General features: G+C 70.4%; 13 protein-coding genes and 1 rRNA gene. 8 read left to right on the top strand and 6 right to left on the bottom strand.

The window, feature by feature from the left end; genetic code table 11:
- Positions 1-5 precede the first annotated feature (5 nt).
- Positions 6-122: ribosomal RNA gene (gene rrf / locus QSK31_RS36320) — 5S ribosomal RNA — on the top strand.
- Between the two features lie 75 nt (positions 123-197).
- Here rrf and QSK31_RS36315 read toward each other — a convergent pair.
- A complete protein-coding gene (locus QSK31_RS36315) occupies positions 198-608 on the bottom strand; it encodes an STAS domain-containing protein (protein ID WP_285689213.1) in 411 nt (136 codons plus the stop codon).
- 196 nt (positions 609-804) lie between these two features.
- Positions 805-2,598 (bottom strand): LamG-like jellyroll fold domain-containing protein, encoded by a 1,794-nt coding sequence (locus QSK31_RS36310; protein ID WP_285689212.1) that lies wholly within the window; start codon positions 2,596-2,598, stop codon positions 805-807.
- A 144-nt stretch (positions 2,599-2,742) separates the two neighbouring features.
- Between QSK31_RS36310 and QSK31_RS36305 the strand changes: the two genes are divergently transcribed.
- From QSK31_RS36305 to QSK31_RS36290, 4 genes are all read left to right on the top strand, one after another.
- Complete coding sequence (locus tag QSK31_RS36305; protein WP_285689211.1) at positions 2,743-3,876, top strand: glycosyltransferase family 4 protein; 1,134 nt, start codon at positions 2,743-2,745, stop codon at positions 3,874-3,876.
- Between the two features lie 10 nt (positions 3,877-3,886).
- Positions 3,887-5,035: a glycosyltransferase gene (locus QSK31_RS36300; protein WP_352244533.1), complete on the top strand. Its 1,149-nt coding sequence runs from the start codon at positions 3,887-3,889 to the stop codon at positions 5,033-5,035.
- Between the two features lie 66 nt (positions 5,036-5,101).
- On the top strand, positions 5,102-5,557 hold the full coding sequence (gene mscL, locus QSK31_RS36295) for a large conductance mechanosensitive channel protein MscL (RefSeq protein ID WP_285689210.1): 456 nt from the start codon (positions 5,102-5,104) through the stop codon (positions 5,555-5,557).
- 68 nt (positions 5,558-5,625) lie between these two features.
- A complete protein-coding gene (locus QSK31_RS36290) occupies positions 5,626-5,865 on the top strand; it encodes a hypothetical protein (protein ID WP_285689209.1) in 240 nt (79 codons plus the stop codon).
- Positions 5,866-5,878: 13 nt separating this feature from the next.
- Here QSK31_RS36290 and QSK31_RS36285 read toward each other — a convergent pair whose 3' ends face one another.
- Positions 5,879-6,634: a zf-HC2 domain-containing protein gene (locus tag QSK31_RS36285; protein WP_285689208.1), complete on the bottom strand. Its 756-nt coding sequence runs from the start codon at positions 6,632-6,634 to the stop codon at positions 5,879-5,881.
- A 208-nt stretch (positions 6,635-6,842) separates the two neighbouring features.
- Positions 6,843-8,042 (bottom strand): serine hydrolase domain-containing protein, encoded by a 1,200-nt coding sequence (locus QSK31_RS36280; RefSeq protein ID WP_285689207.1) that lies wholly within the window; start codon positions 8,040-8,042, stop codon positions 6,843-6,845.
- A gap of 94 nt (positions 8,043-8,136) precedes the next feature.
- On the opposite strand from QSK31_RS36280, the gene QSK31_RS36275 reads away from it, so the two are divergent.
- Together QSK31_RS36275 and QSK31_RS36270 are read left to right on the top strand one after the other, a co-directional pair.
- Positions 8,137-9,060 carry a threonine ammonia-lyase gene (locus QSK31_RS36275; RefSeq protein WP_285689206.1) on the top strand — a complete coding sequence of 308 codons (924 nt, stop codon included), beginning with the start codon at positions 8,137-8,139 and terminating at the stop codon, positions 9,058-9,060.
- A 122-nt stretch (positions 9,061-9,182) separates the two neighbouring features.
- Positions 9,183-10,019: an alpha/beta fold hydrolase gene (locus QSK31_RS36270; protein WP_285689205.1), complete on the top strand. Its 837-nt coding sequence runs from the start codon at positions 9,183-9,185 to the stop codon at positions 10,017-10,019.
- A 131-nt stretch (positions 10,020-10,150) separates the two neighbouring features.
- Here the strand turns inward: QSK31_RS36270 and QSK31_RS36265 are convergent, their stop codons facing one another.
- Complete coding sequence (locus QSK31_RS36265; protein WP_285689204.1) at positions 10,151-11,653, bottom strand: FG-GAP repeat domain-containing protein; 1,503 nt, start codon at positions 11,651-11,653, stop codon at positions 10,151-10,153.
- A gap of 308 nt (positions 11,654-11,961) precedes the next feature.
- On the opposite strand from QSK31_RS36265, the gene QSK31_RS36260 reads away from it, so the two are divergent.
- The gene (locus QSK31_RS36260; protein ID WP_285689203.1) at positions 11,962-12,720 is read left to right on the top strand and encodes a SigB/SigF/SigG family RNA polymerase sigma factor; all 759 of its coding nucleotides are present in this window, start codon (positions 11,962-11,964) and stop codon (positions 12,718-12,720) included.
- On the opposite strand, the gene QSK31_RS36255 is transcribed toward QSK31_RS36260, so the two are convergent.
- A complete protein-coding gene (locus QSK31_RS36255; RefSeq protein ID WP_285689202.1) occupies positions 12,692-13,120 on the bottom strand; it encodes an ATP-binding protein in 429 nt (142 codons plus the stop codon). The genes QSK31_RS36260 and QSK31_RS36255 overlap by 29 nt on opposite strands.

The following is a 13,120-nucleotide window of genomic DNA, read 5'->3' as shown; positions in this document are numbered from 1 at the left end:
AGTGTTTCGGTGGTCATAGCGGCAGGGAAACGCCCGGTCTCATTCCGAACCCGGAAGCTAAGCCTGCCAGCGCCGATGGTACTGCACTCGGGAGGGTGTGGGAGAGTAGGACGCCGCCGGACTAAACGTATGGTTGAGGCCCCACCACTGGTGGGGCCTCAACTGTTTTCCCTGGACAATGCTTTTATGGCCTGCCCCTAACCGGGCGGGCCATTTTTGTTTTCCGCGAAGAAGTCATTCTTGTTTTCCGCGAAGAGGTGAAGTGTGCTCGGTGAACGTAGGCGGAGGCGCTGGCGGGGGACGCCGGCGGCCTGGAGCTGGTCGGCGATCGTGGTCGACGAGTTGTCCATGAAGACGATCACGTGATGGTCGTCTGCCAAGTCACAGAGCGCCGCCAAGGTGCCGAGGTTGATCGGATCGACATCCGAGACATCGGCCAGGTCCAGGATCAGGCGCAGGGGGCGCACCTTGCGGATCGCGTGGACCAGGACCTGGCGGAAATGCACGGCGCAGCCGTCGTCCATCGCACCGTGAGGCTGGACCACCAGGCTGCCGTCGACATCCGTGTGGATGTCGACCGAGCTGTCGGGTAGGAGGGTGTCGGGCATGAGTGTGCCTTCCGTCACCTGGCGTCTGCCGGGCCGACAGCCTATGACGGATCCCACGTGGCGTCGACGGATCCTGAGAGTGAAATCAGAGCGAAGTCAGAAACCGCCTCGCGCCGGCGGTTACAGAAGGGTCAGGACGCGAGCGGGGTCAGGGCGCGGGCGGGTCAGGGCGCGGGCGGGTCAGGGCGCGGGCGGGTCAGGGCGCGGGCGGTGAGAGAAACTGCTTTGGGGGCAGGGCGCGGGCAGTGATGCGGGTGTCACCGAGCCAGCCGTAGAAGCCTTGGCCGTAGCGCAGATCGAAGGATGTCGCACCGATCGTGAAGGGGCGGCCGAGGGTGGCGATGCCGCGGGAGAACTGGCCGGGATTGCGGACAATGGGGGCGCCGTCCACGTAGACGGTTGTGTGGCGGCTGTCGTTCACCACCGCTACGTGCGTCCACCTGCCCATCGGCAAGGCGTGGCTCCATGACGTGGGGGACGCGTCCACCGTCTCGGGGTAGACGACGTACTGCAGGAAGCGCTCCGACGACAGGTTCAGGCTGCAGGTGCACTCCAAGGGAGACCAGCCGTTCGTCTTGCCGGCGTCGCCGTTGCGGCCCTCGAAACTCCAGATTCCCATGAACGCGTGGTCGCCCACGAACGGGTCGGGCAGCTTGAGGAACGTTTCGATGGTGTAGCCGTCCAGGAACTTCATGCTGTTGACCGGGGCGTTCGGGCCGGTCTGCAGGATGGCGCCACGGTCGGGGTTCTTGCCACCGTCGAAGCGCAAGCTCGTGTGCGCGGGTGCGTTCTCGTGGTGGTCGGTGCTGAGCTCCAACATTTCCGGACCGCTGTTCGCCAGTCGGCGTACCGAAAGATCGTTGCCTTTGCCTGTCTGGTCTCGCACCACCGCGCCGTCGCCGACCGACTGGCCCGCGCCGTCGAACCGCCAGTAGGCGACCGTCTGCCTGCTGATCACCGAGGCCGCGGGGCGGGGAGCGGGCAGCGCCGGCGGGTCGAAGCCGGCGAAGCGGGACCGGAAGTCGATGGCCAAGCTGAACCGGTCGTCGGGGCCGGTGAGCTGGCTGACCTCGGACTCCAGCGGCGTGGCCGGCTTGCGGGCCAGGAACCAGGGCGAGAAGGTCTCCACGTCGATCACGTTGCGAGCCAGGTCGAACGTGTAGAGGCGGATCATCGCCGCCCCTCCGTAGTAGCGGTCCTGGTAGTTGGTGATGTGCACGTGGACGTCGTGGCCGGCGGTGTTCGGCAGGACCGTGCGTGCCGGCGGCCAGTGGTGCCCGTTCAGGGTGAGGAAGATCTGGTCGTGGTCGGCGATCAGGCCGTCCCACAGGCGCCGGCCGCGGTCGGAGATCGCCGCCTTGCCCGCGTAGTCGGGGAACGCGAGGTCGTGCGTCGTGAGGATGACCGGCACGCGGGGATGCGCGGCGATCATGTCGCGTGCCCAGGCCAGCCCGGTATCCGAGATCTGCCAGTCGAGCGCCAGGACCATCCACTGGCGGCCGGCGCCGTTGAACAGGTGGGCGCTGTTGTAGCCGCCGGGGGAAGCGCCGAGGAACGTGGGGCGGCCGGCGAACCGGTGCGGGCCGAACGCCCGCAGGTACGGGCTGTCGCCGCGCTCGTCGGTGGTGCCGCCGTTGATGTCGTGGTTGCCGGCCAGCACGCTGTAGGGCAGCTTCCCATCGATCTGCTCGAAGGTCCTCGACGCCAGCGCGATCTCGGCGGCCGTCCCGTGCTCGGTGACGTCGCCCAGGTGCGTCAGGAAGACGGCAGCCCGCTGCTGCACCAGATAGCGGAACGTCTCGCGCAGCGGCGCCGGGTCCGCGGCGTCCGCGTCGAAAAGGTACTGGGTGTCCGGCAGCACGGCGATCGCGAAGCGGCCGGGGCCTTTGCCCGCCGGCGCGGCGTCGGCCTGGGCGGGTGTCGAGGCGGACAGGAGCAGGGGTACGGCCGGAGCGGCCGCAGCCGTCCGAAGCAAGTTACGTCGATCCACGGGCATCACTCTCTCGGCCGTCCACCACCGCATTGCGGCCGCTGGGCGAACACTGGCTGAAATGCGATCATGTTGCCCAGCGTTCCGCTGCATGTCATCAGCTCGCGCCGGGTGCGGTCAATGCCTCCGATCATCCTCAGCGGTATGCGAGTCGCCTTGGTCACGGAGTCTTTCCTACCTTTGGTGAACGGCGTCGCCAACTCGGTGGTCCGTACCGCCGAGCACCTGTTGCAACGCGGCCATCAACCGATCGTCATCGCCGCACGTCACGCCGGCCGCACCCCGGTCGACGTCCCGTACCCGGTGTACCGGATCTCCTCGGTGCCGATGCCCGGCTATCCGGAGCTGCGACTCGGCCTGCCGACGCCGGCCCTCACGGCGGCCATGCGCGCGCACCGCACCGACGTGGTCCACCTGGCCAGCCCCTTCTTCCTCGGAGCGTGGGGCGCCTCCGCGGCCCGCTCGCTGCGACTGCCCATGGTCGCCGTCTACCAGACCGACATCGCCGCGTACGCCAAGCTGTATCACCTCGGCATGACGGAGCGGGCGGCCTGGAGCTGGATCCGCAAGGTCCACAACAAAGCCGACCGGACCCTGGTCCCGTCCACCGAATCGGCCGCCGCCCTGACCGCCCACGGCGTGGACCGCCTGCACCTCTGGCGCCGGGGCGTCGACGACGTGCGGTTCCACCCCCGCCACCGCGACGAGGACCTGCGCCGCCGGCTCGCGCCCCACGGCGAGGTGATCGTCGGCTTCATCGGCCGGCTCGCGGTGGAGAAGCAGGTCGACCTGCTGGCGGGCGTGAGCCGGCTGCCCGGCGTACGCCTGGTCGTGGTCGGCGACGGACCCGCCGCCGGCGATCTGCACAAGGCGCTCCCGGAAGCGACGTTCCTCGGGGTCAAGCACGGCGAGGAGCTGTCCCGGCTGTACGCGTCGCTGGACGTCTTCGCGCACACCGGTCCGTACGAGACGTTCGGGCAGGCGATCCAGGAGGCGATGGCCAGCGGGGTGCCCGTGGTGGCGCCGGCCGCGGGTGGCCCGCTCGACCTGGTGCACCACGACCTGACCGGGCTTCTCGTTCCGCCGTTCGTCGAGCGGGGCTTCACCGACGCGGTCGCTGGGCTGGCCGCGGATCCGGGGCGGCGGGCCGCCTACGGGGTGGCGGGTCGTGCCGCGATCGAGGGCCGCAGCTGGTCCGCCGTGGGTGACGAGCTGATCGGCCACTACCGAGCTGTACTGGAGACGACGGCGGCGCCGGTGCTGGCGACGGCGGCCTGAAAGGGTGGGTATGGGAGTGCGGATCGTCCGGGTGGCGAACTTCGTCACCGAGACGTCGGGTGGGTTACGGACGGCGCTCCGGGAACTCGGCGCCGGATACCAGCGAGCCGGCCACGAGGCGGTGCTGGTGGTGCCCGGTGAACGGGACAGCGAGCAGGAGACCGAGCAGGGCCGGGTGATCACGCTGGCCGCGCCGAGGGTGCCGGGGCTGGGCGGCTACCGGGCGCTGATCGACCGGCGGCGGGTCGGCAAGGTGCTGTCCTGGCTGGCGCCCGACCGGCTCGAGGTGTCCGACCGGACCACGCTGCGGTGGATCGGCTCGTGGGCCCGGCGCCGGGAGATCCGGTCGATGATGGTCTCGCACGAGAGCCTGGACGGGCTGGGACGGATGTTCGGGCCGTGGGCGCGGGCCGGGGAGCGGGCGGCGGATCTGCTGAACGCCCGGACGGCCGCCGCGCACGACATCGTGGTGTGCACGACCGGCTGGGCGGCCACGGAGTTCAAGCGGATCGGGGCGACGAACCTGCTCCGCGTACCCCTGGGAGTGGATCTCGAGGGGTTTGGGCCGGACCGGCATGACCCCGTGGCGCGGCGGAAGTGGGCGGCCGACGGAGATGTCCTGCTGGTGCACTGTGGGCGGTTGTCGGCGGAGAAGAAACCGCGGCGGTCGCTGGCGGCCGTGGCGGCGCTCCGGGCCGAGGGCGTGCCGGCGGTGCTGGTGGTGGCCGGTGGCGGGCCGCTGCGTCAGGCCCTGCAGGAGGAGGCGGCCGTGCGTGGGCTGCCGGCCCGGTTCACCGGCTATCTGAAGGACCGGAACGAGCTGGCGACGCTGCTGGCGACCGCCGACGTGGTGCTGGCGCCCGGGCCGGTGGAGACGTTCGGGCTGGCCGCGCTGGAGGCGCTCGCGAGCGGCACGCCGGTGGTGGTGAGTGCGGAGAGCGCGCTGCCCGAGGTGATCGGCGAGGCCGGCCTGGCCGCCGGAGGCGGAGGGGCGGAGTACGCGGCGGCGGTGCGCGCCTTGCTCGAGCGGCCCGATCGGCGTACCGAAGCACGTGCTCGCGCCGAGACTTTTCCCTGGCAGAGCGCGGTCGACGGATTCTTGGCCGCGCACGCGCTCGCGCCGATGTCGCCTCTGCCGCATCGTGTGCGTTCGGCGTAGTTTGTCGGGGACCTGCGGCGGGCAACTGCTGCCTGAAATCCCTCGGCTCTCATCCAGGAGTGCTTCATGCTCAAAGGCTTCAAAGACTTCATCATGCGCGGGAACGTCGTCGACCTCGCCGTCGGCATCGTCATCGGCGCCGCCTTCACCACGGTGGTCACCGCGTTCACCAACGGCTTCCTCAAGCCGCTGATCCAGCTGATCGGCGGTGGGACGGGCGTCGGCGCCGGCGCTTGGAAGGCGCGCGACGGTGTGTTTTTCGACTACGCGACGTTCCTGAACGCGCTCATCACCTTCGTGCTGACCGCTGCCGTGCTCTACTTCCTGGTCGTCTTCCCGCTCAACAAGCTCGCCGAGCGCCGCGCCCGCGGTGAGGAGCCGCCGCCGGCCGCGCCCAGCGAGGACATCGTGCTGCTGACCCAGATCCGCGACGCGCTGGTGGCCAATCGTGCCGGGCCGGGTGCGGTGAGTGACGTCAACGCTCACACCGCACGGGACCAGGAGCCGCCGCAGCACCGCTGACCGATGCTCCTCCCAAAAGATCCACCCCGCCCGGCGCTGTTCGAACACATGTTCGATACAGTGCCGGGATGGAGCAGCGTAAGCACTGGTGGAACGGCAAGTGGGGTCGCCTCGGGCGCAAGGATGTCTACCTTCGCGTGAGCGGCGATCAGTGGTATGTGGAGCAGCGCACCGGTGGCGGTGACGGCGTCTCCCACTTCTTCGAGTTCGACGGCGAGGACGCCGCGTTGGACACGGTGCGTGCGCTTCTGGCCGGGCCGGACGACGAGTGGCGTGAGTTATCCGTCCGGCCCTCTTCCTCCTTTTAAGCCGCTCGGCCTTTTAAGCCGCTCGGCGCTCCTCGTGGCGCGCGGTCATCGGGCCGGTGCGGGGCACGAGCCGCAGCCGCGGTCCGGCCGGCGCCTCCTCGACGGTGTCCTCGGCCTCGTCGAAATGCGCTCGCCAGCCGGTCGTCGCGTGCGACCCCGGCGGAGCGGGCGCGGTCCGCTTGCGGGACAGGGCCACGACGAGCAGATATCCCACCAGCACGAAACCGTGGCTGATCAGGCGCTGGGCGTCGACGCGGCCGGCCGAGAGGTCGTTCACCGACAGCAGCAGGAGCATGCCGACGAACGCGGTGAGCATCGGCACCAGGCCGGACGGGCGGGAGCGGCGCAGGGCGATGAAGAGGAATGCGGCGCCGACCGCGACGTTCCAGGCGGCCGACTCGTGCCAGAGATGCCCCGGAGTGGCGTCCAGGCCCGCGTGGTCGGTGTGACTCCCGGCCACCCCGCCGACCTGGGACAGCCCGAGGATCAGCTGCACCGCGCCGACCGCCGCCAGCGCGACGAAGAGCCAGGCCCGGGAGAGCAGCGGCGGCTTGCGTTCCGGCACGGCAGCCAGGATCGCCGCGGTCAGGTCCGGCACCGGGGTCGCCAGGCTCGTCCGGGTCAGTCTGTTCACCGCGGCGGCCTGGTCCAGCCACTCGCGGCACGCGGCACAACCCGCCACGTGCTCGTCGACCCGGGGCCGGTCGGCCGGGTCGTCCTCGCCGTCGAGCTGCGCGGACAGCATCTCGCGCCACCGATCACACGCCATACCCCTATGGTCGCCCATCCCAGCCCTATAGTTCCCGCCGGCAAGTGTCTCTGTTGGGGCGGACGAGGAGTTCGACGAGCTCTACCCCGCGGACCACCTGCGCGAGGTGGCGGCCGAGCTCAGTGAGCCGGCCGCCGACGCTCGTGCCGCGGGTGAGTCGCTGTTCTCCCGGATCAGTCTCTGAGTCCCGGCTCGCTGTTGGTCAGCGTCAGCCGCAGAGGGCGTGGTTGATCAGCGGGATGGAGACATCGGTGGCCGGGGGCTGCACGCCCGGGTCCGGCTTGAACGAGTCGGTGTTGAACGTGATCACGACGCTGCGGGAACCGTCGCCGGTGGCGCCGTTACGGGTCTTGAAGCCCATGATGTCGCCGCCGTGGGACCAGGCGCCGCCGCACTCGTTCGGCACGTACATCAGGCCCAGGCCGTAGCGGGCGCCGGGCCAGTTCCCCCGGAAACCGTCGTTGGTCGGGACCGTGCGCTTCATCTCGGCGAGCTGCGCCGGCCGGAGCAGGTGGCCGCCGAGCAGGGCGCGCAGGAACCGGTTGCCGTCGCTCGCGGTGCTGATCATCTCGCCGGCGGCGCCGCCCCAGGACGGGTTCAGGTTGGTCGCGTCGATCGGCTCGCCGTACTTCGGGTCGTCCGGGGTCGCGCCCTCACCGGGGAAGCGCTCGTAGCCGACCGCATGCGGGTTCGGGATCGTGGTCCGCGTACCCGGGGTGTAGGTGTTGGTGAGGTGGAGGGGTTTGATGATGCGGCGCTGCACCTCCGACTGCCAGGAGTGCCCGGTGACCTTCTCGATGATCATCCCGGCCAGCATGTAGTTGGTGTTGGAGTAGTTCCACTGGGTGCCGGGCGCGAACTCCGGCGGGAAACCCATCGCGAGCTCGATCGCCCGCTCCGGCGTGATGGTCTGGTACCGGATCCGCTGGAAGCCCTCCTCGGTGAAGAGGTCCGGCAGCCCGGCCAGGTAGTCGGGCAGGCCGCTGGTGTGCTGAAGCAGCTGGCGCACGGTGATCCGGCGGCCGTCGTTGCCGTTGCCGCGCACCACGCCCGGCAGCACCTTGTCGACCTTGTCGTCCAGCGACAGCCGGCCCTCGCCGACCAGCTGGAGCACCGTCGTCGCGACGTACGTCTTGGTGAAGCTGCCGATCCGGAACTTCGCGTCCCACGGCACCGGCGTGCCCGCCTCCACGTTGCCGAATCCGCTGCGTACCCGCAGGTCGCCGTGCGGCGTGTCCACCTCGGCCAGTACGCCCGGGGTGCCGTACTCGAGCATCGCGTCAGCGTCACGCTGGAGGACAGCGGTCCGGTCCGGGGTGATCGGCGTCGCGCCGGCCACCGGGACCGAGGCCGCGACGACCGCGGTGGCGGCCACCATCACGCTGGCAATCTTCGTCGATGTCTTCATGGGGAGAACGCTATTGACGCGCCGCCGCCGAACCCATCCCCCTGGCTGCAAGATCGGTGGTACAGCCAGCACTACCTCGGCCAGACTGTGTCCCGTGACCACACTTCCCACCTGGGCCGATGTCGAGCGCGCGGAACGGCTGATCGGCGCCACCCTGCCGCCGACCCCGCTGATCGGCGACGAGGGGCTGATGCTCAAGCTGGAGTCGCTGCAGCCGACCGGCTCCTTCAAGGTGCGCGGGGCGCTGGCCGGGCTCGACGCGATCGACCCCCAGCTCCGAGCCGTGACCGCGTCGGCCGGCAACCACGGCCTCGGTCTGACGTGGGCCGCCCAGCGGCTCGGCAGGCAGGCCACCGTGGTGACCGCGACGTCCGCCTCGCCGATCAAGATCGATGCTTTGCGTACGCTCGGCGCGGACCTGATCCAATTCGGCGCCACCTACGACGACGCCGAGCGGCACGCCATCGGACTGGCCGGGCCGGGCAGCCGGTACCTGTCGCCGTACAACGACCCGTCCGTCATCGCCGGCCAGGCCACCATCGGCTGCGAGCTGGCCACCCAGCATCCTGGACCGCTGACCGTGGTCTGCGCGGCCGGCGGCGGAGGACTCGCCGCCGGCCTCGGCCTCTGGGCCGCACAACACCCGGGTGTACGGGTCGTGGGTGTCGAGTCGGCCGTGTCCCGTGCCGTCTCCTCCGCGGTCGCTGCCGGCCGGCAGGTGGACGTGGAGGTCGGCGACACGATCGCGGACGGCATCTCCGGCAACATCGAGCCGGGATCGGTCACGATCGGCCTCGTCGCCCGGTACGTCGACCGGATCGTGGCGGTCTCCGAGGAGCAGCTCCGCGCCGCGATCCGGCACCTGGCCCTCGACCGGGGCGTCGTGGCCGAGGGCGCCGGGGCGGTCGCGGTGGCCGCCGTGCTCGCGGGTCTCGTCCCGGACGACCGGCCCGTGGTCGCCGTGGTCTCCGGCCGCAACATCAACCCGGCGACCCTGGCCGCCATCCTTCAGGGCTGACCGGCGCTTCCCGGGATCAGTGGAGAGGTTGAGCGGACCGGCGCTTTCCGTACGCCCTTGACGGTATTAGCTAACTGCATTAGCTTTAGGGCTAACAGGTGGAGCTAACCCCGGAGGATGTCATGACCGAGTACTTGAGCGTCGGCGGCGGAACCATCGCCTACGAGGTGACCGGCGAGGGGCCGCTGGTGGTGCTCTCCCACGGGATGGGCGACAGCCGCGCGGCCTACCGGTTCGTGATCCCGCGGCTGGTCGAGGCCGGTTACCGGGTCGCCGCCGCCGACCTGCGTGGCTGCGGCGAGTCCAGCACCGAGTGGCCGTCGTTCAGCCGCACCGACATCGCCGCCGATCTGATCGCGCTGATCCGTCACCTCGGCGGGCCGGCCGTGCTGGTCGGCCACTCGATCTCCGGTGGCGCCGTCACGATCGCCGCCGCACAGGCGCCCGAGCTCGTCACCGGTGTCGTCGAACTCGCCCCGTTCACCCGCGCGCAGTCGATCCGGCTGGGCGACTTCCGATCCAAGACCTACCGGGCCGGCGCGTTCCGGCTGATCGGCACCGCCGTCACCGGCAGCGTGAAGATGTGGCTCAGCTACCTCGACGTGGCGTACCCGGGTCGCAAGCCGGCCGACTGGCCCGCGCGAGTCGAGCAGATCCGGCGCATGATGAGCGAGCCGGCCCGGATGAAGGCGATGCAGGCGATGGGCAAGTCCGCTCCCACCGACGCCGGCGCGCACCTGCCCGACGTGCGCTGCCCCGCGCTGATCGTCGAGGGCTCACTCGACCCGGACTGGGCCGACCCGATCGCCGAGGGCGAGGCGATCGTCGCCGCGCTGCCGGCCGGGATCGGGTCGCTCGCGGTCGTCGAGGGCGCCGGCCACTACCCGCACACCCAGTTCCCGGACGAGACGGTCGCGCTGCTACTGCCCTTCCTGGCCCGGACGACGGCCCGCGCCTGACCCGCGATCGGCTGTCGCGTTCCCGGTTCTCACGGATCTCGTCGTGATGGCCCGACACCCGGTCCACGAGCGCCGGAGACGTCCCGCTGAAGCTCGGAGCAACGCCGCGGGCCGGCACTCAGGTTTCCGAACTATCCCCCGAGAACGCGCGCCTCGGTGCGGCCGCTCGCGGTGCCCGATTTCTGCACCATGACCAGGTCGAGCTTGCCGTTGTCGTCCCAGTCGGTCAGGGCGAAGGAGTGCCGGTCGGCGGTCGCGCCGAGCGCGGTGGCGGTCTGCAGCAGATTGCGCTGGAAGCCGGAGGCGCCATTGAGGACGCGCAGCTCCGTCTTGCCGCTCTTCGTACCCGATTTCTGCACCATGACCAGATCGAGCCGGCCGTCGGTGTTCCAGTCCGCGACGGCGAACACGTGCCGCTCGGCGGTCGCGCCGAGCGCGGTGACCGTCTCCAGCAGGAAGCGCTGGAAGCCGGAGGCGCCGTCGACGATGCGCAGCTCCGTCTTGCCGCTGGGGGTGCCCGATTTCTGCACGGCCACCAGGTCCGGTTTGCCGTCGGTGTTCCAGTCCGCGACCGAGTACGTGACGGGTGCGTCGGTCGCCCCGAGCACGGTGACGCTCTCCTGCAGGTAGCGCCGGAAGCCGGAGGCGCCGTCGATGACCCGGAATTCCGTCTTGCCGCTCGCGGTGCCGGATTTCTGGATCACGATCAGGTCCGGGCGGGCGTCCGCGTTCCAGTCCGCCATGGCGAACGAGTACCGGTCGTCGGTCGGCCCCAGCATCGTGCCGGTCTGCAACAGCAGGCGCTGGAAGTTCATCGCCGCCGTCGGCAGGGTCGACCTGCCGTCGAAGATGGACAGCGTGGTGCCGCCGGTCGTCGTGCCCGAGCGCTGCACCACGACCAGGTCGGGGCGCTGGTCGCCGTTCCAGTCGGCGAGCAGGAAATCGTGCCGGGCGTCGGACAGGCTCTGGCTGGTCGCGACGGTGATCAGGGACCGCTGGAACGGGCCCCGGGCGGTCGTCGTCGTCGGCGTGCCGTTGGACCCGGCCGTGGCGGCGGCCGCGGCAACGTGCGGCCACAGGGTGGTGACGAGCAGTTGCGCGTCGTGCACCTCTGTCGAGTACGCCAAGGGGTAGGCCGAAACCTGCACACGCTGGCAGATCTGCCCGATGTCGCCGGTCAGCCAGCCGTTGCCCGGATGCTTGCGAGTCATCGCGTTCAGGAAGGCCTGCGTGGCATAGCGGACGTCGACGAGCTGGCCGGGCTTGCCCCAGCCCTGGGACGGGCGTTGCTGGAACAGCCCGAGGCTGTCGTGGTCGACGGCGCGGGTGTAGTTGTGCAGGGTGCTCTCGGCGATCGCGGTGGCCACGGCGATCACGGCCGCGCGCTGGTCCATCCCGCGGGCCTGCACGTGGCTGACGATCGCCCGGGCGCAGGAGACGCTGTAGCCGCTGACGGCCCGGCCGAGCCGGCGGCCGTTCAGCTGGGAGCGCAGCCGGTCGGCCATCGCCGAGTCGGAGGGCGCGACGCCGTCGGGCTGGCACGGTGCGGACGGGATCCTCGTCAGGGGGTCGGCCTGGGCCGCGACGGGTGCGAACAGCGAACCCGCGGTGAGCGCGGCGGCCAGAAGTGACACTCGCAGGAGGAGACGTCTCGCCTTTCGACTAGGCGTCATCCGCCAGCCTCCCCCCGTCCCGTGGCTGCCCCCGCTGACCAGAACTTGCCATATGTCTCGCCTTCAGGAAAGGCGAGGCCGCTGACAAGTGGCTGAGAGTCCGAAGATCTACAGCCGGCGCGGGGCGGCCACAATGGATTTAGGCGAGCGAACGTGAATGATATGGCGTGTGAGCTGGGGCATCTCATACTTTCGGCTGGCGGTAGATCGGTAAAACGGCTAGGCTGCAACCCGCGGCAACTTTTGCCGCATGGCAAGGAGGCCCGTAGGTGTCGACATCAGTTGTCACTCAGGACGCAGCCGATCTCCTCAACGAGCTCTCCCGGACAGCGCCGGACGACGCACGCCGTGCCCGCCTGCGGGAGAGGGTGATCGAGGCCTGGCTCCCGCTGGCGCAGCACCTGGCGCGCCGCTACAACGGCCGCGGCGAGCCCCTGGGCGACCTGACCCAGGTCGCGATGGTCGGTCTGATCAAGGCGGTCGATCGGTACGACGCGGAACGGGGCGTGGACTTCGCCGCGCTGGCCGTCCCGACCGTGCTCGGTGAGATCCGGCGGCACTTCCGGGACCGCACGTGGATGGTCCGGGTGCCGCGCCGCCTGCAGGAACTGCGGATGGCGATCACGTCGGCGAACAACGAGCTGACCCACACGCTGGGCCGGGCGCCGACCGTGGCGGACATCGCCGCACACCTGGAGACCACCGAGGAAGAGATCCTCGAGGGCCTGGAAGGCGCTCGCGCATACGCGGCGACGAGCCTGTCGATGCCGGTCGGCGCGGAGGGCGACGCCGAGCTCGGCGAGACGCTCGGCGCCATCGACGAGGGCTTCGAGAACGCCGAGCTGCGTGTCGCGCTCGGCCCGGCGCTTGCCACGTTGGACGAGCGGGAGCAGCGGATTCTCACGTTGCGCTTCTACGGCAACCAGACTCAGCAGGAGATCGCCGAGCAGGTCGGCATCTCGCAGATGCACGTGTCCCGGCTGATCACCCGCGCCCTGGTCAAGCTGCGTAGTCACCTCGGGTCCTGACCGGCGGCTCGCCGGGACCGGCGATCGTCGGCAGCCGCGCCCACACCACCTTGCCGCGGGGACACGTGCGAACTCCCCACTGCCGGGAGACGGCCGCGATCAGCAGCAGCCCCCGCCCGCCGGCGCCGAGCGCGTCGGGCGACGGGCTGACCGGCGTGGTGGTGTCGCCGTCGCCGACCTCGACCAGGACCATGCCGGGCTCGACGCTGACGACGAGCTCACCGGGGCTGTGGGTGTGCTGGGTGACGTTCTGGACCAGTTCGCTGATCACGATGAGGACGTCGTCGATCCACTCGGCGTCGCCGTGCTCGCCGCTCGCCTCCCGTAGGGCGCTGCGGGCGCCGTGCCGGAGCGGCCGCGCCGGGTCACCGTTGCGGAACTGACGTCTGACGATCTCCAT

This window comes from Actinoplanes sp. NBRC 103695 (assembly GCF_030269485.1).
GTDB lineage: Bacteria > Actinomycetota > Actinomycetes > Mycobacteriales > Micromonosporaceae > Actinoplanes.
The sequence above is the reverse complement of the archived record's forward strand: the minus strand, read 5'-3'. Positions and strand labels throughout refer to the sequence as shown.

Bases quoted from the DNA above. Each gene is read 5' to 3' on its own strand.
- QSK31_RS36285 (WP_285689208.1), bottom strand. From the start codon at position 6,634: ATGGCGTGTGATCGGTGGCGCGAGATGCTGTCCGCGCAGCTCGACGGC.
- QSK31_RS36280 (WP_285689207.1), bottom strand. From the start codon at position 8,042: ATGAAGACATCGACGAAGATTGCCAGCGTGATGGTGGCCGCCACCGCG.
- QSK31_RS36290 (WP_285689209.1), top strand. From the start codon at position 5,626: ATGGAGCAGCGTAAGCACTGGTGGAACGGCAAGTGGGGTCGCCTCGGG.
- QSK31_RS36300 (WP_352244533.1), top strand. From the start codon at position 3,887: ATGGGAGTGCGGATCGTCCGGGTGGCGAACTTCGTCACCGAGACGTCG.
- QSK31_RS36305 (WP_285689211.1), top strand. From the start codon at position 2,743: ATGCGAGTCGCCTTGGTCACGGAGTCTTTCCTACCTTTGGTGAACGGC.
- QSK31_RS36255 (WP_285689202.1), bottom strand. From the start codon at position 13,120: ATGGAGATCGTCAGACGTCAGTTCCGCAACGGTGACCCGGCGCGGCCG.
- QSK31_RS36315 (WP_285689213.1), bottom strand. From the start codon at position 608: ATGCCCGACACCCTCCTACCCGACAGCTCGGTCGACATCCACACGGAT.
- QSK31_RS36270 (WP_285689205.1), top strand. From the start codon at position 9,183: ATGACCGAGTACTTGAGCGTCGGCGGCGGAACCATCGCCTACGAGGTG.
- mscL (WP_285689210.1), top strand. From the start codon at position 5,102: ATGCTCAAAGGCTTCAAAGACTTCATCATGCGCGGGAACGTCGTCGAC.